15 protein-coding genes and 1 pseudogene are annotated in these 13,165 nt (G+C 36.1%); 9 read left to right on the top strand and 7 right to left on the bottom strand.

Features of this window, described 5'->3' with window-relative positions:
* Nucleotides 1-306 (top strand): hypothetical protein (locus tag A3GQ_RS27895; RefSeq protein ID WP_028778643.1); only part of this gene is annotated, 306 nt, incomplete at its 5' end.
* Between the two features lie 10 nt (nucleotides 307-316).
* Nucleotides 317-415, top strand: coding sequence for a helix-turn-helix domain-containing protein (locus tag A3GQ_RS26435; protein ID WP_083964344.1), 99 nt, complete (start codon nucleotides 317-319; stop codon nucleotides 413-415).
* 244 nt (nucleotides 416-659) lie between these two features.
* On the opposite strand, the gene A3GQ_RS25175 is transcribed toward A3GQ_RS26435, so the two are convergent.
* From A3GQ_RS25175 to A3GQ_RS25885, 3 genes are all read right to left on the bottom strand, one after another.
* Nucleotides 660-1,184: a helix-turn-helix domain-containing protein gene (locus A3GQ_RS25175; RefSeq protein ID WP_037465714.1), complete on the bottom strand. Its 525-nt coding sequence runs from the start codon at nucleotides 1,182-1,184 to the stop codon at nucleotides 660-662.
* A gap of 432 nt (nucleotides 1,185-1,616) precedes the next feature.
* Complete coding sequence (locus A3GQ_RS0120525) at nucleotides 1,617-2,354, bottom strand: Fic family protein (RefSeq protein ID WP_028778642.1); 738 nt, start codon at nucleotides 2,352-2,354, stop codon at nucleotides 1,617-1,619.
* 227 nt (nucleotides 2,355-2,581) lie between these two features.
* Nucleotides 2,582-3,469 (bottom strand): tyrosine-type recombinase/integrase, encoded by an 888-nt coding sequence (locus tag A3GQ_RS25885; protein ID WP_051272184.1) that lies wholly within the window; start codon nucleotides 3,467-3,469, stop codon nucleotides 2,582-2,584.
* A gap of 351 nt (nucleotides 3,470-3,820) precedes the next feature.
* Between A3GQ_RS25885 and A3GQ_RS28295 the strand changes: the two genes are divergently transcribed.
* From A3GQ_RS28295 to A3GQ_RS0120495, 4 genes are all read left to right on the top strand, one after another.
* Nucleotides 3,821-3,943 (top strand): hypothetical protein, encoded by a 123-nt coding sequence (locus A3GQ_RS28295; RefSeq protein WP_281170852.1) that lies wholly within the window; start codon nucleotides 3,821-3,823, stop codon nucleotides 3,941-3,943.
* Nucleotides 3,944-4,020: 77 nt separating this feature from the next.
* The gene (locus A3GQ_RS0120510; protein WP_028778641.1) at nucleotides 4,021-4,578 is read left to right on the top strand and encodes a hypothetical protein; all 558 of its coding nucleotides are present in this window, start codon (nucleotides 4,021-4,023) and stop codon (nucleotides 4,576-4,578) included.
* A 154-nt stretch (nucleotides 4,579-4,732) separates the two neighbouring features.
* Entirely contained in the window at nucleotides 4,733-5,392 is a 660-nt protein-coding gene (locus tag A3GQ_RS0120505) for a DUF4272 domain-containing protein (protein ID WP_028778640.1), read from the top strand.
* Nucleotides 5,393-5,759: 367 nt separating this feature from the next.
* Entirely contained in the window at nucleotides 5,760-6,818 is a 1,059-nt protein-coding gene (locus A3GQ_RS0120495; RefSeq protein WP_028778639.1) for a P1 family peptidase, read from the top strand.
* A gap of 2,340 nt (nucleotides 6,819-9,158) precedes the next feature.
* Here the strand turns inward: A3GQ_RS0120495 and A3GQ_RS0120480 are convergent.
* Both A3GQ_RS0120480 and A3GQ_RS26430 read right to left on the bottom strand, forming a co-directional pair.
* Nucleotides 9,159-9,743 (bottom strand): DUF3238 domain-containing protein, encoded by a 585-nt coding sequence (locus tag A3GQ_RS0120480; RefSeq protein ID WP_028778637.1) that lies wholly within the window; start codon nucleotides 9,741-9,743, stop codon nucleotides 9,159-9,161.
* A gap of 151 nt (nucleotides 9,744-9,894) precedes the next feature.
* A pseudogene (locus tag A3GQ_RS26430) lies at nucleotides 9,895-10,038 on the bottom strand (DUF3238 domain-containing protein); the annotation flags it as partial.
* A 315-nt stretch (nucleotides 10,039-10,353) separates the two neighbouring features.
* On the opposite strand from A3GQ_RS26430, the gene A3GQ_RS0120475 reads away from it, so the two are divergent.
* On the top strand, nucleotides 10,354-10,602 hold the full coding sequence (locus tag A3GQ_RS0120475) for a hypothetical protein (RefSeq protein WP_028778636.1): 249 nt from the start codon (nucleotides 10,354-10,356) through the stop codon (nucleotides 10,600-10,602).
* Between the two features lie 381 nt (nucleotides 10,603-10,983).
* Here A3GQ_RS0120475 and A3GQ_RS0120470 read toward each other — a convergent pair whose 3' ends face one another.
* Nucleotides 10,984-11,520 carry a DUF4309 domain-containing protein gene (locus A3GQ_RS0120470; RefSeq protein ID WP_028778635.1) on the bottom strand — a complete coding sequence of 179 codons (537 nt, stop codon included), beginning with the start codon at nucleotides 11,518-11,520 and terminating at the stop codon, nucleotides 10,984-10,986.
* Between the two features lie 303 nt (nucleotides 11,521-11,823).
* Here A3GQ_RS0120470 and A3GQ_RS0120465 point away from each other — a divergent pair, with 303 nt between their 5' ends.
* Complete coding sequence (locus A3GQ_RS0120465; protein ID WP_028778634.1) at nucleotides 11,824-12,036, top strand: hypothetical protein; 213 nt, start codon at nucleotides 11,824-11,826, stop codon at nucleotides 12,034-12,036.
* A 370-nt stretch (nucleotides 12,037-12,406) separates the two neighbouring features.
* A complete protein-coding gene (locus tag A3GQ_RS0120460) occupies nucleotides 12,407-12,850 on the top strand; it encodes a DUF3955 domain-containing protein (RefSeq protein ID WP_028778633.1) in 444 nt (147 codons plus the stop codon).
* 132 nt (nucleotides 12,851-12,982) lie between these two features.
* Here A3GQ_RS0120460 and A3GQ_RS25160 read toward each other — a convergent pair.
* The coding region (locus tag A3GQ_RS25160) for a beta/gamma crystallin-related protein (RefSeq protein ID WP_037465710.1) at nucleotides 12,983-13,165 on the bottom strand (183 nt) is incomplete at its 5' end.

The following is a 13,165-nucleotide window of genomic DNA, read 5'->3' as shown; positions in this document are numbered from 1 at the left end:
GTTCGTGATAAATTGAAAAAATGGCTCCTAAAAAAAGAAGAGACATTAATAAGTGCAATTATCTTTCCGACTTTCCTTTTCGTTAACCATCTCATTATGGATCTTTCCCCTGCGTTACCCTGGTACTTTCAATTTCCTCTGGCTCTCTTTGTATGCTTTTGTATTCTTATTGTCCTGCTTATTACGATTCCTCAATTAGAGAAGAAGAAGGTTGCCAATTGGCTCTTTATCGTAAGTATTCTCATTGCTCTTATCCTTTTGTTTGGGTTTAAATTAATCCTTGTTTCGTTTGGTGTAATAACGTAGGGAGGGGGAGATGATCAAAACACTTGCAGCAAATAAAACCCCGATTAAAGATATTACTGAAATGATGGAGATCTCCTGTACCACTGTTTATCGTTATTTAGCAAAGTAAAAACAACAGCCACTTTATAATTATGTAAGTAATTTCCAGGGTGGCCCCTCAATGTGCGAATCGGTGCCTTACCCCCTGTGGTGGCTTCTCCCCACACTTCCTTCATTCGATAGCTGATAATATGGTTAGCTATTTCTGCATTGGCTTTATGCAAATTCTTTTTTGGTGCTTCGAGCAACGCCGCCTGAAAGAAGTAAAAAAAAAGCTCCACCTCTCTATCAGAATATAGGAGGGTTGAGCTTTTTTATCCAGCTTTGGTGGATGATATTTCATTCTTAATACTCTCCATTTCCTGAAGAGCTTTTTGTTTTTCGAGCCAATCATAATACTGAGGTGGATATTCCTCTTTTGAGATGATCGTTAATCTGTCTATCCCTAACACTTGGAGAATTCGATTCAACTTCGTGGTTCCAATTCCTTGATATTCAAATTTCTCATCTTTCGAAATCTGTACCTGAGAAACCCCTAATTTCTCTGCCAATTGTTCTTGAGTGATACCTTTGTAAACACGCATTTTAATCAAGAAAGATTCCAATTGGCTCATCTTGACTGTTTCCTGATCAAAATCACCTTGTTTTGCTTTTTCATACATTTCGATATCATATTTTAATGAGAAATAGATTTTGTTAATGGCCATTAATGCAATATCGATTTGTGTTTGATTGTAACCCTTACTGGTTAAATCTTCTGTGATGTCCTTACGCTGTTCTTCCAAGTGCTCCAGTTTTTTCTTTTCTCTTTTGTATTGTTGTTCTGAGTTGATTTTCATCCAGAATCACTCCTTGATGATTTTTACAGAGTAACTTTCCATAAAATCCTTTACATCAGGAACCTCATCTAGCATTTGAAAAACATCGTTCATGGTTCTTTTTTTCATTCACCTTCACACCTCCAAATATAGGGATGGATTTTCAATAAATCGTTTGTATATCAAGCTTTTAAAGATGTATGACTATCAATGAAGCAAATTATCTTTGTCCTCTAATGTCCGGGAATGGAATACTTCTTCAACTGCTTATGAATCCCTTGTCTGGATATCGTATTACATTTTGAAAAAATCCTAGAATGAATAAAAAGAAAGAAAGGAAAAACCACGATTCTAGTCGTGGCTTTGAAATGACAAATTACATATTTGGAATGAACTAGTGTCTTGTTGTGGATGGAGGTTCCTCAAATGGAGGTTCCCAAAATACTTTGGATCTTAACCACCACAAACAGATAAATAGAAAGACAGGGACTTTTCAGCTAATGTAGTCAGTAAAGTTAAGAAATTGCTAGGATCACTGGTATCATCATAATTTTGGAGTGCTTCGTAATAAGATACTCTCTGTTCTACTGGTAAGATGATAGGCGGATATCCATCCTTCATTAACTCAAGGTTTGTAATGAGCCTTGCAGTTCGTCCGTTTCCATCAATGAATGGATGAATACGGACAAAATCACAATGAAGATAGGCAGCTTGTTCTAGGGGATGGAGTTTATTCCATTCTCCATGATACTTATGTATCATTTGTTCCATTTGGATAGGGACTTCCCATGGTTGTGGTGGTAAATGATCGCCAACCGTAACCGGTACGCTACGATAACGTCCTGCATCGGTAGGGCGAATTCGTTGAAGAACGATAGCATGAATTTGTTTCATATTCGTCTCACTTAATTTTTCTTCTGCTTGAGCTAGTTGTTCCAGATACAGAATAGCTTCTTTATGATCAATTGCTTCCAAATGATCTTTGAGCGATTTTCCACCCACTGTCATTCCACTCTCTAGGACCACCCGTGTCTCCATCAAAGAAAGGCTATTTCCTTCGATGGCATTCGAATGATAGGTCCAATCCACAATAAACTTATCTCTTATACTGTTTTCTGTATCTGGGTGAATTCGACCTTTTTCTCGGAGTGTTTGTAACCTCTCTTTTAAGGAATCGATCTTGTTAAACATCCTTTTCCCCCTTTATTCTTTATTTGTGGATACAAAAATGTATGGTTAAACAATGATGTTAAAACTACTTTTTATCGTTTGGATTTACCATTTTATAAAAATGTCTATTTGTAATCTCTTTATCATCAATAAGAAAGTTCAATCTTACTCGTACTATACCATGCATAAGGATGTAATTACTTAAAATTAATCACTTATACGAGATATCGTCTTCTCCATTCCTATTTTTATCTTTCTTCACTAATCAATCCAACCGCTTTTCGGAGCTCTTTTTCTGATGGAGTGGTGTAGCGTCTGGTAGTCTCGATCGATTCATGTCCTGCTAACATGGCCACCTCTTGGATCTTCACTTCTTGATCAATTAAATTCTTACAAAAAGTATGACGAAGGCAATGAGCAGAAACATCTTTATCCTCAAGTGCTCGGAAGTACTTCTTTAACTGCTTATGAATCCCTTGTCTGGAAATCGAAGTACCATTTCGCGTAACAAAAAGCTGCTGGCAATCTATATTTCCTCGAATTTCTCGCCACTCTTTGTAAGCACGAATTAAATCAGGGTTCATGGGAGCCATTCTCCATTTCCCTCCTTTTCCTGCTGTTATGGTAATTCTCCAGTAATGTTCATCAATAGCTAGAAGATCGAGATCCCTCACTTCGCTGATTCGTAAGCCAGCCATCAGCATAAATAAAATTATCGCCTTGTCCCGTTTTCTCTCCCACTCTTTCTTACCGTTGTCCACTGTATGAAGGATTCTTGCTACTTCTTTTCGAGTCAACCAACGAGGAGCTTCATTTACTTTGGAAGAACGCTTGGTTTTCACTTTTTTGGTAACATCAACCGTAGCAAGTTGAGCATCGAGAAGAAAACTCCAATACATTTTAATGGAAGAAACTCGCTTGTTAATGGTCGCTGGAGTTAATTTTTCTCTTATTTGCATGTGTTGTTTCCAATCTTGTAGATCAAGGGTCGTAATTTCATGAGGGACAAATTTTTCATCGTTCTCTTTCTCATACCATTCGATGAATTGACGAACGGAACGTAGGTACACTTCAATGGTAAATTTACTTTTCCCATCCTCGGATAACCAAGTTTCAAATTGGTCCAAATAGTCCATATCCATCTCCTTTTTATTCTGCGTATTCCGTAAACCATTTTATCCATTCATTATATCGTATTCTGTAAACCAAATTCAACCTTTTGTAAATAAAACAGTTTACGGAATTCATATTCCGTAAACTGTTTGGGAGACGACCAATTTCAACTGAGAAACTCTACATGAGGTCTGTTTTCTAGAAAGGAATTCCGAATCATCTCTTTTAAAAGAATTGGTTTATTTTAAAAAAACATTATATAAGAACAGGATTTTCAGAATTTAGAAAGAAAAGTAAGTATGTACAGAAGAGTTTGGATTTAATAAAAAAATAAATTTAGAAATCCGATCTTGATTCATAAGGGAGGACCAATAATGACTGATTGGTTTAATGCTAAAGGTCCAAAGGGAGATTATGATGGTGTTCCTCGTCAGTATCTGGAAGCAAAATCAGATAAGACACTAACATCGTCTCGAAAAAATCCATGGGACAAGTAATGGAATCAAGAAAATACGGTTAAAAGATCGTGTTTTTCCTTTGTGAAATACCATCTTTTTAATAGAAGAAAAGCGAGATGATGGGTATGAAATCAGAAGAATCATTTTTATTGGGGATAAAGCCTGCATTAATAACGACCGATCATTATGAGTTCATTTCCCATCTCAAAACCAATTACCCTTATTATGTTTTACAAAAGAGAGAGAGTTTTTCTGATTATTTGTTTTTTCAGGATAAAGAAAAGATGCATTCATTTTTAAACCAAGTAAATGGAACCTCAGATAGTCAAAATCCAAAACACATACAAGCTCTCGGTATTTGTCTCGGGTTCCCTCCAGAAGCTGTCCACTATTTTTTAATTGCAGGTTCTAGGATGTATGAACGAGTAGGTTTACACTATATGGGTATACATTGCGCCGGTTCTATTGATAAATTAATAAATAACGTCCTTTGGCTATGGAACAAGTATCCATTTCCTGAATTAGATAAGCTTCAAGTAATATACGAGGTAGGAAGCATAAGACAAGAAATCCAATTGGATTATGAAGATAGGAATTCTCTGCAGCTCTTTCATCGTGTATTGTTAAACTCAATGAATCTCATGAAGACTTATGAAAATTCTCTGGAGTCTTAGCTCTTTGGAGAGGAAAGAACTCATGATACAAAAAAAGATGGTGGGATGCTTTTCTTGTGATGGGTATAAGCAAATACGATAATTGTTTTATATTATTTTCCAATATTTGATAAGAGAAATAGTTTGGTTTAAGTTAAAGAGAGGTCTGATACCAATGAATTCGACAGTAAATAGGTTAAGGCAGCATGGTTTGGAAATCGGATCTTTACCAGAGATAGAAGAGATTTTACCTATTCACTTCCATGATGGTACGGAGTTAGCCAAACGGACATTGGCTTTACATGCATTACTTGGTGTGATTTTTTACCAAGATCCAAAAGACATTGTCAAATGGGTAGAGCAGGAGAGAATGGAAAGTGAGTTAACGGAGCGAGAAAAAAGGGTATTCTCCTTGACGGAGTTGCCAGAAGAAGAGATATTGTGGAAACAAAAAGCAATGCAATCCAATGTCATTACTTGGAGAGCAGAGTCTTTGTATGTACTGTTATGGGCATTAGGAGAAATTCCTACCATGTTAGAACCAACAGAAAGAATGGATGGTTCTGGTGTAGCAGAGTGTTTACCAGAATTAGGAGAAGCAATGCAACCATTCATTCAAAAAGCCAAATTAAGACCAAAACAAGAAATTCTAGAAGAGCTTCATTTTTACTTCTTTCTCCGCCATTTTATAGAGGAAATCCATGAACAAACTGGTGAATGGATAGATAATATCGAACCTATTTTAGTGGAAGAACGATACTATGCATTGTTTTGGATTGCCTGTGCGGATCAAATAGAATGGGATATATTTAAGAATGAAGATAGGATAGATTAGGATATCCTTTCGTAAAAATATGGTTGATATCATTGCTCATCCTATTGGGGTCACCGTACCCAAAGAAGAAAAATACACGTTAAGAATAATTTAGACACAATTTAACCGATTACCTACACGTTAAGGAGTCGGTTGTTTGTTTTATTGGATCATTCGAATCTTTTTCTCTCGAAGAGGTTGGAGATTATGAAAGAATTTTTCGTTTTAGATGCCATACAATCCAGCAAGAAAACAGCGAAAAAAATGAAAAGAAAAGATAATCAAGAATAATGAATTCACAGCGTTTATATTTTAAATATTTATTTTTTGATTTGCTATTCTCTGTATAAGTAAGAAAAAAGTATAAAGAGGGTAGGGGGTTGTTTATATGTACATGAAGAAAAGGAGAGAGAATAATACCCTTACTGCTCTTTCAGGCATTAAAGTCGGCCACTCTACGCATCTCGATAAACTAACTGGATGTACAGTTGTTGTATTTGATAAACCTTATCCGGTTGCATATAAAGCATATGGTGGAGCACCTGGAACGTTTAACACAGACCTCCTTCGTAATGGCAGCTCATTCTATAAAAGATGGGGACTATTTGTAGCAGGAGGTAGCCTTACGGGATTGATGAGTGCATCAGAAATTATGAAAAGCATGATTGAAAAAGGTACCAGTAGTCGAAATGCAAACATAATCAATCCAAGCATAAGTGGGGCAATTGTATTTGATCTGGGTACTAGGATAGAACAATTTAACGCTATCTATGGTAGAGAAGCATTCAATCATGCCAGTAATGAACCTGTTGCAAATGGCAATGTCGGAGCAGGGACAGGAACTGCTGTCGGTAAATTTCAGTATTTAGAAGAAGGAACGAAAAGCGGGGCAATGAAAGCAGGTGTAGGCTCTGCCCGGATCAATATTGGTAACCATATTATTGTTTGTGCCTTATCTGTCGTAAACGCATTAGGAAATGTCGTTAAGCCAGATGGAACTATTCTTGTGGGGAACAGAGATGAACAGAAAAAATTTAAAACGTTTGACGATACGACTGATTTTGTCACCTCTGACAAGATGAATACGACTATTTCCATTGTGGGCATAAACATTGACCTGAAAAGTCGAGAGAATTACGAGCGAGTTGCACATCTTGCCTCTCATGGACAAGTACGAGCTATAAACCCTGTCCACACATCAATTGATGGAGACGTCGTTTTTGTGTTTTCAACGGAAGAAAAATCCTTCCTATTTAACCAATATGGTAAATATTTCGAAACCCCCGATTGGTCACATTTTAGTGTTGATATCATTGGTAATGCAGCAGCAAAGGCAGTACAAGATAGTATCTACCATGCATGTTATGAAGCTGAAACTATTCCATTTGAAGGTGCCTATAACGGAATCATTCCAGCAGTTAAAGACTATTTAGGTCGAAATATCTAAAAAGGCCTAAAACCAGCACCTGACGACTTGAGGGACAACGAAACTATATAATGGAATTGAATTGCTGTATTTCTTTTTATAGAATTTTGATTTTAGATTTTGATGATTTATTGCGTATCGTTCAACAAGCTCACATTGTAAAAGTTGCTCGAGATGTAGCGATCAAACATATTGTCCATACAAGTCTTGCCAAATGTTAGCAACGATTTGTCTAGAGATGTTATCCAAATAAAGTATCACTTAGATCCGAATCGCCAGCCTCCTGAACTTCATTTCGATGATTTTAAGATGTCGAGTTAATAAAATTTACTTTTCTAACCGTCGGCGGATCAACCGAGAAGAGTTCTCAGTTGATCCGCCGGGATACTACTCTGACGCAGCTACGAAATCGCAGATTAAACAGTTTGAAGCAAAGAATCAAGAGGAACAGCTTCGAACAGCTAAAAGTAGATTGAAAAGGTACCTGGAGTTATTGGAAAAGGTTCGAGCTTTATAAACGCAAAAGAGCCACCAAAACGGCGGCTCTCATCTTACAAACATACGATTATTGAAATGATGATAGAAATGCTCATATATGTATCCCTCCCAATTTTTTCCAATATGAGGAATACGACAAAAACATGGGAATCCCTTTTATAAAAAGCAAAAGAGCCTCCAGTGAGAATTAGGTCTGCACAGCTCGTGGGGGGTTCTATTTGGAGGATCAAGATAGAAATAGCTACAATCTATTTATATATAGACGGTCAGATTAAATTAAAAGTTGATGGTAAAAACATTCGATTTGTATTAGAAACAAAACCGGAAATTACCCAGGTTCTAGAAGCCAGCAGGAGTCATATAGAAAAGAATGTTACTAATGGATACCCTACAGGAAAAGATTTGATTGTATATTGAACACGGTCATTTGATCGTGTTTTTTGTTTATATTGCATTATTCAAAGAAAAAGGCACTTTATAGCATTTTTATATTATATACCTGCGTACATTACCACATGAATAAAACACACTCATAATGGCGTATATTAGATATTTTGCATGTAGATGTTGTGCAATGATCTGAGTATGTAGAGCAGTAATAAAACAACATTGCTTTCATAGCGTTAGAAGATATTTCGGAGCTTGATGACGAAAAGCCGCCAATTGAGGAGGAATATTTTTGAGATTATGGTGATTGTAAAAGTAGACTACTGAGGAAGTTGCAAAATGTCCTCTATACTAGAGAACATTTTATAGTGTGAGAGATGATATAAATGGATGGTTCCAGTTCATGGCAGAACTAGTATATCTACATAACATCATTAAATGAAACCTCTGCCAAATCCAAAACGAGGTAAAATGAATTTAATGGCAATTAAAAATAAGAAGATTAGCATCGAATCACCTCCTCTTATCAGTATCAGCAGCTATATATCTTATGTGGAAGATTTTAATTTTGTAAAGGTATCTAACCTACTTTTTTTGTTCAATATAAATTTAATTTTGGAGTTGAGATATGCATTCAGGTGGTATTTTCATTTTGAAGGGTACGGAAATATGACGAAACTATTAAGCCTAGAAACCAGCATCCGGCGACTGAGGAGTAACGTAACCATATACTGGAATCTTATCTGACGGACTAGAGCAGCTGCGGTCTATCGTACACCAGACAGGCCCAGTGACAGGTGTACGATAGACCGCAGGATTATTTCCTAATAATGTAAAATGAAGAACCAGCCTTGATAGATAGCTGGTTCTTCTCTATAAAAAAATATTATTTTTGGACTCAGGACACCTACTAGGGATAGAACCAGCAAACGGCTACTGAGGGGCAATCGGACCATATAATGGAAAACGAACCGATTCGCCATCGAGGGGGCTTCGCTGGAAAATATATGTATCTATCATGCCGCTTTTGGACTTATCTCGGATGACCGCCATATAGAGAAATGAATGGTCAGGATGTAGATATTATAAAACAAATATCCCCTGTCGCGTGGCAACATATTAACCTATATGGACGATATGAATTTAATACACAACAAGAGTCCGTTGACATGGATGAAATGATATAGGGATTAGCACAGTCTAAGATAAAATCTGAAAATTCGATATTCCCCCTTTTCGAGGCGTTGGGCAAAAACACCCTAATCTGACCAACAATTGGAAATAATCCTGCGGACTAGAGCAGCAACCCTGTCACCACCCCTAAGAGTGGAGTCCAAATTATAAAATTTCTTTCATTCACATATACAAAACGACTTGGATGTCCATTAAGGAATCAAGTCGTTTTTCCATTGTTAGTCAAATTAGGGTTCGTCGTTCGGATGCTGGTTCTGGGCCAATAAGGGCATTATATTGTTCTTACAATATCTTTTTAAAACTATACTCCATTTCTCCACCTAGAGCTTCAGCTGTATCACCAGTTTCTCTGAAATCATGTGTATGAATTTTTTCAAACGAACCAAAATCTACTTGCTTATAAAATTCATAACAAGGAAATCCATCATGTGTACCTTCAATATCGACAGTACCATCTTTTTTGACATGTACAGTTAATAGGTAGTCAACAGGAGGTGCATATACATTTAATGGGTTGCTAGCGCTAGCACTCATTTGAAATTTGACGTCATCAGAACTCCATACGATATCAGTGCACAAAATATCTTTTGTACTAGCTTTTCCAGTTCTTTTATTAATAGAACCATCTGGAGTTGTAACTCTTTCTGTTGTTATGCCCGTATTCGCATATGTGAAAATTTCTTTTATGTAAAAGTCTACAACTACTTCTTGTTCAATTCTAGAACGCATTGTGTTTACAGCATAAGGGGTAAATTCACGTGAGTCACCTTCGAATTGAATCACGTTTCCTGTTTGAATATCCTTCTTAGGTTCAGTCCAAGACATTGGAATAAATACACTTGCTCTTATTTTAACGATATTAGTCATCAGACACACCTCTGTCATTCTAATTTCATTTGGTATACAAAAAACTTTGAGTAAAACAGACCGCAATTTCTTTCACATAGTCAATGTTTTTTCCTTTAATAATTGCGGATTCTTGATTAAATAGTTATATTCTTCTGATTCAAATTTATATCTAGATCATCGTTTTAAAACAGTATTCCATTTCTCCAGCTAACGCTTCTGGAGTGTCACCAGTTTTTCTGAAATCATGTGTATATATTAATTCAAATGGACCAAAATCTGTCTGCTTATAAAATTCATTGCAGGGGAACCCATCAAACCTTCAATATGCTGTATTATCACCTGAATATTGTAAATTGTCTAGGCGAACAAACTCAACTGCTGCCCAGGATCAAAGTTAAGCCGAAACTGCTTATGTGTCATCACTGTTCCACCAAACTGTAAGCCGTCCACCGCTACTAGGGGCAGTGAGACGGTAGCTGCTCTAGTCTGTCAGATAGATTCCATTATATGGTTCCGTTACCCCTCAGTCGCCGGATGCTGATTCTATCCCAAACAGAGGCACCAGTGTAGTATAATGAATTTATGGAAAAATCAAAATTCATATATTATAACGAAAAGGAGGGATAATTTGTTTTTATTATCTATTATGAGCTTTTTTATCTTTGCTATCAGTGGAGTTCAATTGGTTTCAGGAGGTTATTTGCTAGCTGGTATTCCAGCGCTGGTAGTTTCTGGGGTGGTTCCGGTTCTATCTTCGCTTTGGAGTAGTCAACAAAGTTATAGTAGTGACGACAGTTGGAATGATGGCAGCAAGGATGATGGTTGCTGTGATATTGGGGGATGTGGATGTGGTCCATGCTGGTATGTTAAAGAATAATGAAAACAATAACAACAGTGTAAAATAGAGTGATCTAATTTCTTTAGTTGTTGTTATTGTAGTTATCCTTATTAGATAACAAAATAAAAGAGGACCATAAAGGTCCTCTTTTATTTTGTTATCTAACCAGCATCCGGCCACTGTGGGAGAACCTAACCATATAATGGAATCTATCAGTTTTTTCTTAACCGGACGACCTTATAATACGAAATACCACTCGTGTGAGTGGCTTAACGTTGTAAATCCGCATTTTTCTGTCAGTCCAAGATAAGTCCAAAAGCGGCACGATAGATATATTTTCCAGTGTGGCCCCTCATTTCCCGAATCGTTTCCACACCATCTAGAAATGGATTTTTTCACATGGTTTATCAAAGAGGAAAATTAAGAGACATTTAATTCGCTAAGAGTGGTTGGTTCTGTACTGCCATTTTTGAAATAGAAGATGAATTGCAATGTATTTTTACCTGCTTTGTAAGTTAGGAAAACACCAGTACCCTTTTTCTTCGTTTCTTTAGCAGGTTTTCCAAGCACTTGTTTCACTGCTTTGTAAGTAATATCGTCATAACATCTATCTCCTGAGAAAATTTTCACTACTTTTTCGTTCTTCGCAATGAAGCCTACACCTCTATCGTCGTAAAAAAATTCATTTGGATTCGAACTTTCATCTGGTTCTCCCCATTTTTTTACAATATCTTTTGTTTTGGATTGGAGAGCAAATTCTTCACTATTGACTGTTTTTCCTTGATCTGCAAGATGCTTAATCTTTTTGATAGTTGTTTGTTGAGACTGATGCATAGGTGATACTATTTTTGTATTTGAAGCTGCATGTGTTGTACAAATGGTAGTTATTGCGGTACCTGTTATCAACAAACCAGATGCTAAACTAAATGCAATTACTTTTCTTTTCCAACTTTTCATTTTCATCATCCTGTCTTAATGTCATTCAATTGGTTACATACTGGTGACTATAAACTTATGTCTAAAATTCATTATAAAACTACTATTAATCTATTTCTGTTACATGTTTAGTCATGTATATTTCATTTATTTAAATGTATATTTTATTTTTATTTGAAATCAATCAAAACGGTATAAGCTCCTCTCGGTTCATAAAAAGAGTTTTACCATGATCCTTAACGTGTAGGTAATCTGATATATTGTGACTAAAATATGTCTTAACGTGTGTTTTTCCCGAAATGATACGACTAGGGGTGTGATCAAATGGAACAGCTTCAAATAAATGATATCTGGCATTGTAAAGAAGGTACCCCATATGAAAATGTATCGGCTAAGATCGAAGCTATCACATCACGCAATGTACAAGTATTTGATCGCATCATGAGCGCTGATGGTATACCAACAAATGGTACAGTGATGACACATAAGCAGTTTCGGTTTAACTTTGATCCTGGTCAGCAGTTGAGTTTGTGGTGACAGGGTTGCTGATTTACCCTTAGCGTAGGATTTTTATAAAATGTTGGTGATCCTAATGACAGGGTTCCTGTTGTGATCCGTCAGATAGTTTACATATTATGTAAAATGGAGATTCATCCCTACTTTCAACTTGTCTAGCATTGCTTATCGACTAGGAAGTGTAGAATGAATATTACTGTGTCCAGTGATAGATGCCACTTCATGTACGTTTATTATGACAGGGTTGCTACTCACGAATTGCTATAATGATCATTATGTGAATCTGAAGATGACAGTCATACAAGCCCTGATTATAGCTATTGCTTGTTACTCAATCTTTAAAAATAAGCATTTTCCATTTATAAATTAATTGACAAGAGGAATTGATTCTATGGATTTTGGAACACAAATTAAAAAGATAAGAACTAATGGTAAGTTAACTCAAGAACAGTTAGCACAAAAATTAAATGTATCAAGACAAACTATTTCTAGTTGGGAAAACAATCGAAATTTACCTGATTTGCAAATGGTGGTCCAAATCGCTCAAATATTTAATCTTTCTCTTGATCAATTAATTTTAGGAGATAATACTATGACAAGTAAATTGGTGAAAGATGGAAGCGAAGTCAGAAAAGCAAGAATGAACTTGATGAGTATCATTTTGTTAACAATTGGAGCAATTTGCTTTTTAGCAAAGGCACTTATTGGATCAGAAGTGGAAAGTAACGGTATGCTACACGAACCATTTTTCCTAATTCCAATTGGGTATTTATTTTTATTGAGTGGAGTTATAGGTTTATTAATTGCTTTGACAAAAAAAATAACAAAAAAGTAGTTATTTGATAAAAAAATCCACGAACCGTAATTTGAATAAAAATGGAAATAATCCTGCGGACTAGAGCAGCAACCCTGTCATAAGAAAAACGCTTGATCCTATCTATCATGGATCAAGCGTTTTCTATTGGAGTTACTTTATGATATTAACGGAGGAGACAACATCATTCCATGAGCCTTTACCCAGCTTCTTTTTGGTGAAGTTTGGATATTTACCAGGCTTCAATAACCAATGCTTTCCTTTGTAATTGATATGCTCATATAATACAACTCCATCACCCTTTGAAACTTTAGCAGATGAAGCGATGTCATTCCA

The organism is Shimazuella kribbensis DSM 45090 (assembly GCF_000428065.1).
In the GTDB taxonomy this organism is placed as follows: Bacteria; Bacillota; Bacilli; order Thermoactinomycetales; family Thermoactinomycetaceae; genus Shimazuella; species Shimazuella kribbensis.
This window is presented reverse-complemented; position numbering and strand designations above follow the sequence as displayed.